Source organism: Pyxidicoccus trucidator (genome assembly GCF_010894435.1).
Lineage (GTDB): Bacteria > Myxococcota > Myxococcia > Myxococcales > Myxococcaceae > Myxococcus > Myxococcus trucidator.
In genome coordinates, this window is sequence record NZ_JAAIXZ010000016.1 from 66,014 (window position 1) to 79,199 (window position 13,186).

At 70.5% G+C, this 13,186-nt stretch carries 10 protein-coding genes; 6 read left to right on the forward strand and 4 right to left on the reverse strand.

All coding sequences use genetic code 11. The annotated features are described in order from the left end of the window. Positions 1-7: 7 nt before the first annotated feature. Positions 8-2,098 (reverse strand): 3-hydroxyacyl-CoA dehydrogenase NAD-binding domain-containing protein, encoded by a 2,091-nt coding sequence (locus tag G4D85_RS35320; protein WP_164018497.1) that lies wholly within the window; start codon positions 2,096-2,098, stop codon positions 8-10. 151 nt (positions 2,099-2,249) lie between these two features. On the opposite strand from G4D85_RS35320, the gene G4D85_RS35325 reads away from it, so the two are divergent. The 3 genes from G4D85_RS35325 (at position 2,250) to G4D85_RS35335 (ending at position 7,151) form a co-directional block, all read left to right on the forward strand. After that, on the forward strand, positions 2,250-2,861 hold the full coding sequence (locus G4D85_RS35325; protein ID WP_205525842.1) for a QsdR family transcriptional regulator: 612 nt from the start codon (positions 2,250-2,252) through the stop codon (positions 2,859-2,861). Between the two features lie 208 nt (positions 2,862-3,069). Next, positions 3,070-4,677 carry a patatin-like phospholipase family protein gene (locus G4D85_RS35330; RefSeq protein ID WP_164018499.1) on the forward strand — a complete coding sequence of 536 codons (1,608 nt, stop codon included), beginning with the start codon at positions 3,070-3,072 and terminating at the stop codon, positions 4,675-4,677. A 176-nt stretch (positions 4,678-4,853) separates the two neighbouring features. Beyond that, positions 4,854-7,151 (forward strand): zinc-dependent metalloprotease, encoded by a 2,298-nt coding sequence (locus tag G4D85_RS35335; protein ID WP_164018500.1) that lies wholly within the window; start codon positions 4,854-4,856, stop codon positions 7,149-7,151. Positions 7,152-7,209: 58 nt separating this feature from the next. On the opposite strand, the gene G4D85_RS35340 is transcribed toward G4D85_RS35335, so the two are convergent. Beyond that, the gene (locus G4D85_RS35340; RefSeq protein ID WP_164018501.1) at positions 7,210-7,758 is read right to left on the reverse strand and encodes a YceI family protein; all 549 of its coding nucleotides are present in this window, start codon (positions 7,756-7,758) and stop codon (positions 7,210-7,212) included. A gap of 128 nt (positions 7,759-7,886) precedes the next feature. Between G4D85_RS35340 and G4D85_RS35345 the strand changes: the two genes are divergently transcribed. Then, on the forward strand, positions 7,887-8,807 hold the full coding sequence (locus tag G4D85_RS35345) for a LysR family transcriptional regulator (protein WP_164018502.1): 921 nt from the start codon (positions 7,887-7,889) through the stop codon (positions 8,805-8,807). Between the two features lie 26 nt (positions 8,808-8,833). Here the strand turns inward: G4D85_RS35345 and G4D85_RS35350 are convergent, their stop codons facing one another. Both G4D85_RS35350 and G4D85_RS35355 read right to left on the reverse strand, forming a co-directional pair. Continuing rightward, positions 8,834-9,670, reverse strand: coding sequence for a LytR/AlgR family response regulator transcription factor (locus tag G4D85_RS35350; protein ID WP_240359687.1), 837 nt, complete (start codon positions 9,668-9,670; stop codon positions 8,834-8,836). Then, a complete protein-coding gene (locus G4D85_RS35355) occupies positions 9,663-10,817 on the reverse strand; it encodes a sensor histidine kinase (protein WP_164018504.1) in 1,155 nt (384 codons plus the stop codon). The genes G4D85_RS35350 and G4D85_RS35355 overlap by 8 nt, the downstream gene beginning before the upstream one ends. Positions 10,818-10,916: 99 nt before the next feature. Between G4D85_RS35355 and G4D85_RS35360 the strand changes: the two genes are divergently transcribed. Both G4D85_RS35360 and G4D85_RS35365 read left to right on the forward strand, forming a co-directional pair. After that, entirely contained in the window at positions 10,917-11,732 is an 816-nt protein-coding gene (locus tag G4D85_RS35360) for a hypothetical protein (RefSeq protein ID WP_164018505.1), read from the forward strand. After that, on the forward strand, positions 11,729-13,150 hold the full coding sequence (locus G4D85_RS35365) for a FlgO family outer membrane protein (RefSeq protein ID WP_164018506.1): 1,422 nt from the start codon (positions 11,729-11,731) through the stop codon (positions 13,148-13,150). The genes G4D85_RS35360 and G4D85_RS35365 overlap by 4 nt, the downstream gene beginning before the upstream one ends. The last annotated feature ends 36 nt before the right edge of the window (positions 13,151-13,186 follow it).

Below are 13,186 nucleotides of genomic sequence, written 5' to 3' on the forward strand. Positions count from 1 at the left end.
GCGAAGGTCAGTTGAAGGTCTTGCCCTCGGCCGCGAGCCGGGCGAGCAGGGGCGCGGGCTGCCAGAACGCGCGGTGGCCGCGAGGGTTGGCCGCGAAGCCCTCCATCGTTCGCACCACGTTCATCAGCCCCACGGAGTCGGCGTAGAGCATCGGGCCGCCACGGAAGACCGGGAAGCCGTAGCCCGACAGGTAGACGAGGTCGATGTCCGAGGCGCGCTGGGCAATGCCCTCCTCCAGGATGCGCGCGCCCTCGTTCACCAGCGCGAAGACGCAGCGCTGGACGATTTCCTCGTTGCTCAGCGTGCGCGGCGTGACACCGAGCTCCTTGCGGCACGCCTCGATGACGCCGTCCACCACCGGGTCATGCAGGGCGTCGCGGCGGCCGGGCTCATAGCGGTAGAAGCCGGAGCCGGTCTTCTGGCCGAAGCGGCCCTGCTCGCACAGCCGGTCGGCGATGAGCACGCGGCGCATGTCCGGGCGCTCCGCGTACTGGCGCTTGCGGATGGCCCAGCCGATGTCGCCGCCCGCCAGGTCCGCCATCTTCAGCGGCCCCATGGCGAAGCCGAACGCCTCGATGGCGTCATCCACCTGTTGTGGGGAAGCGCCCTCCTCCAGCATCAGCAGCGCCTCGCGCTGGTACATGGCAATCATGCGGTTGCCGATGAAGCCGTCGCAGACGCCCGACACCACCGCGGTCTTCTTGAGCGTCTTGGCCAGCTGCATGACGGTGGCGAGCACGTCGCTGCCGGTCTTCTCTCCACGGATGACTTCCAGCAGCTTCATCACATTGGCGGGGCTGAAGAAGTGCGCGCCCACCACGTCCTGGGGCCGCCGCGTGAAGCCGGCAATCCGGTTCAGGTCGAGCGTGGAGGTGTTGCTCGCGAGGATTGCGCCGGGCTTGCAGACCTCGTCCAGCTTGCGGAACACGGCTTCCTTGACGGCCAGCTCCTCGAACACCGCCTCGATGACGAGGTCGACCTCGCGGAGGTCGTCGTAGGACAGGGTCGGCTTGAGCAGTGCGAGCCGCTGCTCGGCCTTGTCGGCCTTCAGCTTCCCCTTGACCACCTGGCCTTCGTAGACCTTCCGGATGGAGCCGAGCCCCCGCTCCAGCGCGTCCTGCTTCGTCTCCAGGAGCACCACCGGGATGCCGGCGTTGAGGAAGTTGATGGCGATGCCGCTGCCCATGGTGCCGGCGCCGATGATGCCCACCGTCTGGATGGAGCGGACCGGCGTATCCTCCGCCACCCCCGCCACCTTCGAGGCGGCGCGCTCGGCGAAGAACGCGTGCCGCAGGGCGCGCGACTCGGAGGTCTGCATGAGGTTGACGAAGGCCTCTCGCTCCACCCGCAGGCCCTCCTCGAAGTCCTTCGTGGCGGCGGCCTCCACCGCGTCCACGCACTTGAGCGGCGCCGGGAAGTTCTTGGACGCCGCGCCGACGGCCGTGCGGGCGTACAGGAAGAACGCCTCCGGCTTCGGGTGAGTCACGGTGAGGTCCCGCACCCGCTTGAGCGGCCGGACCTCCTCGACGACGACCCGGGCGAAGGCGAGCGCGCCCTCGAGCAGGTCTCCCTCGACGAAGTGGTCGAAGAGGGGCGTGCCCTTGAGCTGCTCGGAGGGCACGGTGGCGCCGGACACAATCAGGTTGAGCGCTGCCTCCACGCCGATGAGGCGCGGCAGCCGCTGCGTGCCGCCCGCGCCGGGCAGGAGGCCCAGCTTGACCTCCGGCAGCGCAATCTGCGCCCCGGGCCGCGCCACGCGGTAGTGGCAGCCGAGCGCGAGCTCCAGGCCCCCGCCCATGCACGCTCCGCCGATGGCGGCGATGACCGGCTTGGAGGACGACTCCAGGTAGTGGATGACGGTGCCGAGGTTGGGCTCGGCGAGCGCCTTCGGCGTGTTGAACTCCCGGATGTCCGCGCCGCCCGAGAATGCCCGCTCGGAGCCGATGAGGAGGACCGCCTTGACCGCCGCGTCCGCCTCCGCCTTCCGGAGCCCCTCCACGATGCCGTCGCGGACCGCGTGCCCGAGGCCGTTCACCGGCGGGTTGTCCAGGCGGATGACGGCCACACTGCCGTGCTGCGCGTAGTGGGTGCTGCTCATGTCAGCTCCTCTCTCGCAGCCGCGCGCCGCGAGCCGGGTGAGTCATTTACCCAAAGTGACTCACGTTGAGTTTTCCTGTCAAGGCGGCTATTAACGATTCATGAAGTCATCTCGACCCAAGCCCGCCGGAAGGAAGAGGCACGCGCCTCCGGTGGCGACCCGGCTGGCGCGGGAGCTTGCGGGGAAGGGGGCGAAGACGAAGGCCACGCCCCTGGACGCGTTTCAGCTGGCGCGGAAGAAGTGGCTGGCCGGAGAGCGCATCGACATCGGGGCGCTCGCGAAGGAATTGGGCGTGGGCCGGGCCACGCTGTTCCGCTGGGTGGGCAGCCGCGAGTTGCTGCTCGGGGAAATCATCTGGTCCATCCAGTTGCCCTTCATGGAGCGGGCGCGGGCCGAGGTGAGGGCGACTGGCGCGCGTGGCGCGGCTTTCGAAGCGAGCGTCAGCGAGCGGCTGATGGAGGCCATCCGCTCCTTCCCCCCGCTGCGCCGCTTCATCGAGAGCGACCCCGAGTACGCGCTCCGGATCCTCACCTCGAAGAGCAGCACGGTGCAGAGCCGCAACGTCGAGCTGTTGCGCGCCTCGATTGAGGAGCAGGTGGCGAGCGGGCACCTCACCCCGCCCCTGCCGGTGGACACCCTCGCCTACGTCATCGTCCGCATCGGCGAGGCGTTCGTCTACGCGGACGTCATCAGTGGCCGCGAGCCCGCCATCGACCAGGCCGCCGCCGCCATCCTCGTGCTGCTCGGCGGCAAGGTGAAGTAGCGGGACACGACGCGCCTGGGGCGGGCCCGCCCGAGGGCCTCCTGTGGGGGGAGGTGCGACCCTGAAACCCGCCCCGCGGCGTACGTGCGGGAAGCACCGCGTTCCAGCCGCACGCAGGCCCCCGGGCATCACCGCGCCCTACCCTGCGTGGCTCCAGGTGGAGGGGAGCAACTGCTAACGTGGCATGCACGTTGCTGAAAGCCCCCACATGAGCCCTGAATCCACGCCTCCTACCTCCGGGCCTCACGGTCCGCTCGGCCCCCTCGCGCTGTCGCTCTCCGGCGGCGGCTATCGCGCGGCGGCGTTCCACCTGGGAACGCTGCGGTTCCTGAACGGCGTGGGGCTGCTGCCCGACGTCGTGGGACTGTCCACCGTGTCTGGCGGCACGCTCACCGGGCTGGCCTGGGTGGTGAGCCAGGTCGACGGCAAGTCCTTCCCGGAGTTCTACGACGCCTACTCTGCGTACCTGAAGCGGACGAACGTGATTGGCGAGGCGCTGGCCGGGCTCACCTCGAACCGTGAGCACGACAGCCATGACTGGGTCAGCCTCATCCGCTCCGCCGCGGACGTCTATGCCCGGCCCGACTTCCTCGGGGACCGGCGCTTCGACGAGGTCCTGGGTGCGGGTGGGCTGCAGCTCCAGGAGGCCATCTTCAACACCACCGAGTTCCACACCGGCCTGGACTTCCGCTTCCGGCGAAGCAGCAAGCCGGGCGCGCTCCTGGGCAACAAGAACTACAAGCTGCCGCGCTCCGTGGCCCAGCATGTGCGGCTGGCGGACGTGGCGGCCGCGTCGTCCTGCTTCCCGGGCGGCTTCGAGCCGCTGGTCTTCCCGCAGCAGTTCCACTGGCCCCAGGAGTTCCCGGTCAGCGCCGCGCTCGAGGAGCTGGGGCCGGGCTTCAACGGGGGGCTGCCGCTGATGGACGGCGGCATCTACGACAACCAGGGCGTCGACAGCCTGATGCTCGCCTTCGGAGAGTCACCCACCCCGCCCACGCTGATCATCTCGGACGTCAGCACGGAGGAGACCGAGATGTACAACGTCCCCGAGAACCCGACGAAGCGGGGCTGGGTGACGCTGAACGGAGTCTCGTGGATTGGCTGGGGGCTGTTCTTCCTGACGCTGGCGTCCGCGGCCATCCTGGCGTGGCGTGGGTTCGAGGATGCGCGCGCGGGCACCTGGGGCCCCCGGGACTACTTCCTGTATCTGGTGCCCGGCGTGCTGACCGCGGCGGTTGCGGCGGCGCTGGTCTGGGTCCATCGCCGCCTGCACGACGTCAACGCGATGCTTCGGAAGCAGCTGGACCTGAACGCCTGGCCGTCATTCCAGAAGCTCACGGTGGTGGAGTTCGCGCAGATGCTGGTGCTGCGAGGCACCTCGCTGCTGGCGCTGACCTCCAGCGTGTTCATGAAGCGGGTGCGAGGGCTGGTCTACAAGCGCGTGTACGAGAACCCCGCCTTCAAGGACCGGCGGGTGTCGAACCTCATCTACGCGCTCACGTTGAACCGTCCCCGCCTGTTCTCCGAGCAGCCGTGGCTGCAGCCTGGACCGCACCTGGTGGCCCTGTCCCAGCAAGCCTGCCAGATGCCCACCACGCTCTGGTTCACGAACTCCAGCCAGTTCACCATGCTGGAGTCCGCCGGAGAGGCCACCGTCTGCTACGTGCTGCTGCGCCACATCGTCGAGCACCACCAGGGGCAATACGAAGCAGAGGGGCAGCCGCTGCACGGCCTCTTCCAACGGCTGCGGCAGGAGTGGGCGGTCTTCAACCAGGCCGACCGCCAGCCTGAAGCCCGGCGCCCCGTGGCGGCGTAGACGGGTGGAAACGGTGCTGAACGCCTTCCCATGAAAGGCATATCGGGAACCGGCGGATTCGTTGTCCGCCGTGAGGTATTCGCACGGCCGGGAATGGGGCGGAGAGGCCCGCGCGCGCGCGCCGTTTGTCCGGATGCGGGATGCGATGGACGCATCCCCGACCCGGAGAACCCCTCATGTGGAGAAGTCGATTCGCCTCACGGCGCGCCTGGCTGAGCGCCGCATCCCTGGCCGTGGCCCTGGCGCTGAGCACGGGCTGCGGCAGCCCCACGAGCACACCACCTTCCGGTGTCTCAGAAGCGCCTGACACCACGACGCCGTTGGAGCTGGAGGGCGCCTTCGTGGCCGTGCCTCGCGCGGTGAGCGCGGAGCAGAAACGACAGGCGGAGCAGAAGCTGAACGGTGTGGTGGCGGACTCCGGCACCAGCTTCTACCTGGCCATCCGGCGCAGCGAGCTGGGCCAGCGGTGGTTCCTGTCCGCGTACCTCAAGCAGAAACATCCCGGAGGCGTGGGCTTCGGCGCGGCGAACGTCGTCGGCACCCGGGTGGTGAGCTTCAAGGAGCAGAACGGCAAGCTCTTCGTCCTGGACGTGGATGACCGCAAGGTCACGAGTGACGTGTTCGACCCGGACGTGGTGGTGGAGGCCTATCCGGTCGTCACCGACCATCACCCGTTCAACCGCACTCGTGGCTCCAGCCAGTACGTGCTCATCGACCCGACCGCGGGGCTCAACCGCTTCGGGGTGATGGGAGACACGTTCGGCGCTCGCGGTGCCCGGTTCCAGGTGGAGCTGAGCTTCGCGCAGCGCTTCCGGCAACTGGTGGACGGCATCGCCTTCGAGCAAGTCTTCGCCGGCTACCTGGACGTGCCCGACGACCTTGCCCAGGACTACCTGGAGAACAACCCATTCCGGAGCTCGGGCACCCTCGCCCTCGCCCTGCGCCGCTACGCGGAGAGCCCGGGCTACACGCCCACTCCGCTACCGCCTCGGGAGCACTACTTCCGGAGCGCGCCGCGCTTCATCCCCAACACGGGCCTGACCGAGCAGGTGGTTGCGAAGTGGAACATCCACCCGGGCATGCAGCCCATCCGGTGGCACATCACCCCCAGCATCCTCACGGTGCAGAACGACCCGCGCTATCAGGGCTACGACGTGGTGGGCGCGGTGAAGCGCGGCATCGAGGGCTGGAACACGGTGTTCGGCTACAAGGTGCTGGAGGCCGTCATCGCCGACGACACGTCGGGCTTCGCGGACGACGAGAAGAACACCCTCCTCTTCGACACGGACGAGAGCATCCCCTTCGCCTTCGCCGAGTGGCGGACCAACCCCAACACGGGGGAGATTCGTGGCGCCAGCATCTATGTCCCCGCGCTATGGGTGTGGTGGGCGGATTTGCAGTTCGGTGACGACGCCACCGCGCGGGTCTCCGCGCCGCCGACACGCCGTCCCCTGCCCCTCTCCTGGGCCGGCATGCAGGGCGGCGCGCTGTGCGAGCTGACACCGTGGGTGGCGCGGGAAGAGGCGCGCGAGCCGGGGACGCCGGCCCCGCAGCCGAAGGTGGCGGAAGCCACCACGTCGCTCACCAAGAAGCAGAAGGTGGAGGCGTACCTCACGAATGTGGTGTTGCACGAGATTGGCCACACCCTGGGCCTGCGCCACAACTTCATGGGCTCGCGGCTGGACGACGGCAGCCCCACGAGCCCTCCCGCGTCCTCGGTGATGGACTATCTCGAGGATGAGGAGGCCATCCACATGGTGGCCCCTGGGCCGTATGACGTGGAGGCGGTGCGCTACCTCTACGGACTGTCCCCGCTGCTTCCCACCCATGCGTTCTGCACGGACGCCGACACGAGGGTCGACCCGTACTGCAACGCCAGTGACCGCTACGATGACCCGCTCAGGAAGTTCTACATCCCCCGGTTCCACGAGCGGCTCGACTTCTGGATGCGCGGCTCGAGGCCCATCTCACAGCAGCTCCGCAACTTCGACTTCCACGTCAAGTTCCCCTTGCAGTTCGTGCGGGCGGGCGATGCCCAGACACGGGCCGACGCGTATCTCCTGGCCCTGGCCCCTCTCCGGCCGCCGCTACAGGTCCCCGCCAACGCGCCGGCGACGTATGCCGCCCACGCGGACGAGCTTGCATGGCGCACCCTCTCGCGCCTGTACCTGGACCCGGTGGAGAGCCGCGGCACCTTCACCGCCAATCCGCCCAACTCGCCGGAGCTGCTGCCGCGGGTGATTGCGGACGCCAAGGCCATCCTGCTCAACACGGACGGCGTCCGGAGCTACACCGCGCGACGCACCATGGTGGACATCCTGAAGGTCCAGCAGTCCCTGGCCTCCTACGTGGCCCTGCGCGAGGCGCATGACACGCTCGTCGCACAGCTCCCGTCGCTGGGTGGCGAGGACCGGCTGCAGACCGAGGACCTCATCGCTCGCAGCTCCGCGGCCGTTTCGCCCTACTACCGCTGACGGGGCCGCTCGCGCCGGTGGTGCGTCCAGCCCACCGGCGCGGGTTTCCCTAGAGACCTCATGCCGCCTGCGCGGCCTGGGCCTTGACCGCCTGGACCTCGAGGGCGATTTCAATCTTCTCGCCCACGAGCACGCCGCCCGCCTCCAGCGCCTGGTTCCACTTCAGCCCGAAGTCCCCGCGGTCAATCGAGGTCTTCGCCTCGAACGCCGCCTTGACGTTGCCCCACGGGTCCTTGCCGATGCCGAGCTGCTCCGCCTCGAGCACCACCTCGCGCGTAATGTCCCGGATGGTCAGCGTCCCCGTCACCCGCAGTCCGCTGCCCGAGGTCTTCTCCACCTTCGTGCTCTGGAAGGTGATGGCGGGGAACTTCTCCACCTCGAAGAAGTCCGCCGAGCGCAGGTGGGCGTCGCGCTGCTCCACGCCGGTGTTGAGGCTCGCCGTGTCGATGCTGACGGAGACCGAGGAGGCGGTGAGGTCCTGCTCGTCCAGCGACACCGTCCCGCTGAACTTCTGGAAGCTGCCCCGCACCTTCGCGATGACCATGTGGCGGACGCTGAAGTGGATGCCGGAGTGGGTGGTGTCGATGTTCCAGTTCGTGGTGGCCATGTGCGTGTTCCCTTTCGTGTGCCGTTGTTTGATGAGTGAAAGGTAGCGACCGGCAGGCCCCCGGATTAGATGGGTCCGGCTGGAAGAACTGTTCCACCCATGGAACAAACCCGGCACCAGGAACCGCCATGGACCTCAATGAGCTCCTCGTCTTCGCCAAGGTGGTGCAGGCCGGCAGCTTCACGGCCGCCGCCCGCGCGCTGCGCATGCCCAAGTCCACGGTCAGCCGGAAGGTGTCCGAGCTCGAGGAGCGCATCGGCGCCCAGCTCCTGCAGCGCACGACGCGCCAGCTTCGCCTGACGGACGTCGGGCAGGCCTACTACGAACACTGCGCCCGCATCGTGGCCGAGGCGGAGGAGGCCGAGCTCGCCGTCACGCGCATGCAGTCCGCCCCTCACGGGCTGCTCCGCGTGACGACTCCGCTCACCTTCAGCTTCCTCGGGCCGCTCGTCGGGGAGTTCCTGAAGCGCTACCCCGAGGTCCAGGTCGAGATGGTGTGCACGGACCGCTCGGTGGCGCTGATGGAGGAGGGGTTCGACCTGGCCATTCGCGCGGGGCGGCTGGCCGACTCGGCGCTCATCGCCCGCCGGCTCGGGAACATCGAGCGCATCGTCGTGGCGGCCCCCAGCTACCTCGAGGCGCACGGCATGCCCAGGACGCCCCGGGACCTGGAGAAGCACGACGGCCTCGTCTTCGGTCCGACTGTCGAGGGAGCCGTCTGGACGCTGCACTCCGGCGGGAAGTCAGTCGACGTGCAGGTCCGTGCGCGCATGGCCGTCAACGAGCCGGACATGCTGCGCGCGCTGTCGCTGGCGGGCGCGGGCATCGCCCTCTCCCCCGACATCCACTACGCCGAGGACATCGCCGCCGGACGCCTGCGGCGCATCCTGCCGGAGTGGAGCTCCACGGAGACGCCCGTACACGCCGTCTACCCGGGCACGCGGCACCATGTGCCCAAGGTGATGGCCTTCGTGGACTTCCTGCGCGAGCGCTGGCCCGTCCACACGCCAGGGCCTTCTCCCCGCGGCGAGCGCCCACGCAAGGACTGAGCCCTGCATGGGCGCCAGGTGACGCCTCAGAACGTCTGCCGCAGCAGGGCCTCCACCACGGCCTTCCGGCCGGGGCTCAGGCGCAGGCGCGTGCCGTCGCGCAGCACCACCACCCAGCCCTTGTCCACGTCGGGCTCCAGCTCGCGGATGCGGTCCACGTTGACGAGCGTGGAGCGGTGGACGCGCACGAAGCGGCTCGGGTCCAGCAACTGCTCCACCCGGTTCAGCGTCTCCCGGAGCATGGGGCTACGGCCCCCCGCGTGCAGCACGACGTAGTTGCCCTCGGCCTCGCACCAGTCCAGCTCCTCCACGGGCAGCAGCAGCACCTTGCCGTCCGTCTTCACCGCGATGCGCTCCACGTAGCCCCCCTCGGGAGGCCCGGAGGGAGCGGGCGCCCGCTCGGGCTCCTGCCCGCGCCCCCGGTGCGAGTCGAGCAGCGCGGACAGCCGCTCCAGCATGGCCTTGTCCCTCCCCTGCTCCCGCTGGCGCCGCGCCCGCTCGAGTGACTCCTGGAAGCGGCGGTCTCCGAAGGGCTTGAGCAGGTAGTCGAGCGCGTTCGCCTCGAAGGCTCGCACCGCGTACCTGTCGAACGCCGTCACGAAGATGACCGGCGGCATCCGCTCCGGCCCTACCTCACGCAGCACGCCGAAGCCGTCCAGCTCCGGCATCTGCACGTCGAGGAAAACGAGGTCCGGGCGCTCGCGGAGAATGGCCTCCACGGCCTCGCGCCCGCCCTCGCACTCGTGCACGGCCGTGACGTCCGGCGCGCGGGCCAACAGGTGCCTCACGTTGTCCCGCGCCAGGGGCTCGTCGTCCACGACCAGCACCCGCCAGCCTCCGCGCTCCAGGTTCGCCTCACTCACGGCCCTGCCCCTCTTCATGCGACAGCTGCGTCCGGGACTCCACGAAGGGCAGCTCCACCCGCGCGAGCACCCCACCTTCCGGCAGGTCCATCAACGTCAGGCCATACTCTTCGCCATGGAGCTGCTGGATGCGGTCGCGCGTATTGGCCACGCCGATGCCCGTGCCCCCCGCCCCGCCCGACTGGAGCCCCGGTCCATCATCCCGCACCTCCAGCCGCAGCCGGTCCCCCCGACGCTCGGCGAGGACGTGGATGTGGCCCCGGGTCGCCCGGCGCGCGGTGCCATGCTTGATGGCGTTCTCCACCAGCGGCTGGAGGATGAGGGCGGGCACGCGCGCCCTCAGCGTCCCCGGCTCCGGCTCCAGGCGTACCTCCAGGCGGTCGCCGAACCGGAGCTGCTCGATGCCCAGGTAGCGGCGCACCAGCTCCAGCTCCTCCTCCAGCGTCACCTCGTGGTCTCCCCGTCCCTCCAGGCTCGCGCGCAGCAGGTGCCCCAGCTCCACCAGCGCCTCCACCGCTTCCGGGTTGCGCTGCTGGCGCACCAGCCCCGTGACGGCGTTCAGCGTGTTGAAGAGGAAGTGAGGGTCCAGCTGGGCCCGCAGCGCCTGGAGGCGTGACTCCGCCAACCGCGCCGCCAGCCGCGACTCCGCCAGCTCGCGCTCGCGCAGCCGTCGCCCCGCCCGCAGCGCCGTCCACGCGGCCAGGAAGAGCAGGTACTCCAGATACGCCACGGCGCCACGCGCCAGCAGCAAGTCTCTCAGTCCCTCCAGGAAGGACACGCCCCGCGCGCTCCACTGGAGGAGCACGGCCATGGCGGGCGCGAGCAGCACCACGTGAATCCAGGCGAGGCCCGCTCCCGCCACCAGCAGCACGCCCAGGTGCCGGGCCAGCCGTGGCCCTTCCAGGGGGACGCGCTGGAAGACGGCCAGCACCAGCGGGCCCAGCAGCGCCCAGGCGCTGTACGGAACCAGCTCCAGCGCCAGATTGAAGAAGAAGTCGTGCGGCTCCTGGGCATACGCACGCAGGGCCTGGGGCAGCGCGCCCAGGGTGCCCGCCGCCATCCCGAGCAGCCAGATTCTCGGAGCCGTGGGCCGCCGGGCAAGGCGTTCCGGGACGCTCGTCAGCCTCCAGGCTCCACCGTGGCTCATGACGTCCCTCGTACCATCGGCCGCGCAGCGTAGCGGATGAACCGCCTGGCGCGGCGGCTCCAGGGCGTGGCAGCCCTTGCGCTATGCTCTCGCCGCGCCGTGACCTTCCGCTCCCAGGGCTCCGAGCCCGACGATGACCCACCTGCCCCACCCACGCCCTCATCCCGGGTGCGAGGGGGCACGCTGTACGCGGCGGAAGTCGACGACGCCCCGGAGCCCTCACCTGCGGGCCGCCGGGCCGGACGCGGCTTCCGTCCCTCCACGGTGCTCACCGCCCTGATGGTTGCCGCGGGGCTGGCGCTTCCCGGAGTCGCGGCCTTCCTGCTGCGCCCGGCGGTGCCTCCTCCGATGGAGGAGCCCATGTCGTCCCCGCATGAGCCGCAAGCTCCCGGCGAGACGACGGCGCTTTCCTCCCTGGAGCGGAGTGACGCGCCCACCCGCGAGGCACGGGAGGAAGCGCGGGAAGGAGTCCCCGCCGCGCGGGCGCCGGTGCGCGTCTGCGTGCTGCGCTTCCGAAGCCTCGGGGCCCACCCGGAGCTGGTGTCGCTGGAGGAGGCCCTCGCCGAGGCCGTGGTGACGGACGTGGGGCAGCACCCGGGCCTGCGCATCATCGAGCGGACGCAGGTCGACCTGCCCATCCGGGAGCTGGACTTCTCCCATGGCCGGTACGTGGACCCGGAGACGCGGGCCCGGCTCGGGCGCATCGCGGGCGCGGAAGTCGTGGTCCTCGGCAGCCTCCAGCGCGAGGGCAACATCGTCCGAGCCGCCGCGCGCTTCGTCCACGTGGAGACGGGCGAGGTGCTCGACGCCGCGCGCGTGGAGGCCCCCGCCCAGCGTCCCTTCCTGCTGCAGGACCTGCTCGCCGCCCGCGTGCGTGAGCTCCTCCCCGGGCTTCCCCGAAGGCTGCGCCCATGAGCACCGTCCTCGCGCTGCTGCTCGCGAGCCTCGCCGCCGCCGCGCCGCCAGCGCCCCCCCAGGGGCCCGTCGCGGTGATGCCCTTCCGCAACCTCAACAGCGAGCCGGAGCTGGACTGGCTCGGGCGCGGCATGGCGGAGACGCTCGTCTCGGACCTGCGCGCCAGCGGGCGGCTGCGGGTCGTGGAGCGCGAGCAGCTCGCCCCGCTGCTCGCGGAGCTGACGTCGCGGGAGCAGGGCGAGCTCTCGGAGTCCACCGCCGCGAGGGTGGGCCGCATGGTGGGTGCGCGCACCCTGGTGCTCGGCAGCTTCCAGCGCTCGGGCAGGCAGGTGCGCATCAACGCGCGCTTCATCTCCGTGGAGACCGGAGAGGTGCTCGGCACCGCGAAGGCCACCGGCGCCCTGGACCGCATCTTCACGCTGCAGGATGAAGTGGTGGCGCGGCTGCTGGGGCTGCCGCTTCCCGCTGCCGCGAAGCGCCCCTCCGGCCCGGCGGCGGTGCGGGCCTATGAGCGCTATGGGCGCGCGCTCGCCAGCACTTCCGACGACGAGCGGGCCCGGCTGCTGCGCGAGGCCCTGGCCGAGTCGCCGGGCTTCACCTACGCCCAGGAGGAGCTGACCCGGCTCGAGCGGCGCCTCGCGGAGTACGCGCGCCATGCGCAGCCGCTCCTCGACTCCCGGGACGCGGAGCAACGCGCGGTGCTCGAGGACCTGAGCCGTCCCGCGGCGGAGCGCTCGGCGGCGGCGCTGGCGCTGCTCGACGCCTACAACTCGCAGGGGCGCTGGCGCTCGCTGGCGCGCCACGCGGAGCGCATCTTCCAGCTGGACCTTCCCCGTCACGAGGGGCGCCTCCCGGCAGAGGAGGCCGGCTGGGCCTGGGTGAGGAGCCTGGGCACCCTGGGCAGCCACGCGAGGCAAATCGAAGCGGGCGAGGCCTTCCTCCGGCGCTTCCCGGAGAGCCCCCTGGCGCAACCCGTGGACACCCTGGTGCGAGGCACCGCGGCGATGGTGGCCACCGAGGAACGTGCGCGACGGGACATGTGGGACTCGCTGAAGAAGCTGGAGGAAGAGGTGGAGCGGAAGCGCGTCCGGCTCGAAGGCCGTGGCGAGCCCACCACCCGGCTGCGCTGGGAGCTGGCCCGCAGGCACTGCGCCGAACCGGCGATGGGGCAGTTCCATGACGTCTCCGTCGTCACCTGCCGCGCCTTCCTCGATGCCTGGTCGCCCGGAACCACCCCGGCGGAGCGCACCGTGGTGCGAGACGCCTGGACCGCGGAGATTCTCGCGCTCGTCAGGCTGCGCCGCCACGCCGAGGCCCGCGAGCGCCTCGCCGCGTTCCGCGCCGCCGACCCCGAGGGCGAGCGGGAGAGCCTGGCCCGCGCCACCATCCTCCGCATCCCGGCCGGTGCGGAGGAGTGACGGCGCGGCGGGCCCTGCGTCGAAGACCCGCCGCGC

Bases quoted from the DNA above. Each gene is read 5' to 3' on its own strand.
- G4D85_RS35335 (WP_164018500.1), top strand. From the start codon at position 4,854: ATGTGGAGAAGTCGATTCGCCTCACGGCGCGCCTGGCTGAGCGCCGCA.
- G4D85_RS35365 (WP_164018506.1), top strand. From the start codon at position 11,729: ATGAGCACCGTCCTCGCGCTGCTGCTCGCGAGCCTCGCCGCCGCCGCG.
- G4D85_RS35340 (WP_164018501.1), bottom strand. From the start codon at position 7,758: ATGGCCACCACGAACTGGAACATCGACACCACCCACTCCGGCATCCAC.
- G4D85_RS35330 (WP_164018499.1), top strand. From the start codon at position 3,070: ATGAGCCCTGAATCCACGCCTCCTACCTCCGGGCCTCACGGTCCGCTC.
- G4D85_RS35320 (WP_164018497.1), bottom strand. From the start codon at position 2,098: ATGAGCAGCACCCACTACGCGCAGCACGGCAGTGTGGCCGTCATCCGC.
- G4D85_RS35345 (WP_164018502.1), top strand. From the start codon at position 7,887: ATGGACCTCAATGAGCTCCTCGTCTTCGCCAAGGTGGTGCAGGCCGGC.
- G4D85_RS35355 (WP_164018504.1), bottom strand. From the start codon at position 10,817: ATGAGCCACGGTGGAGCCTGGAGGCTGACGAGCGTCCCGGAACGCCTT.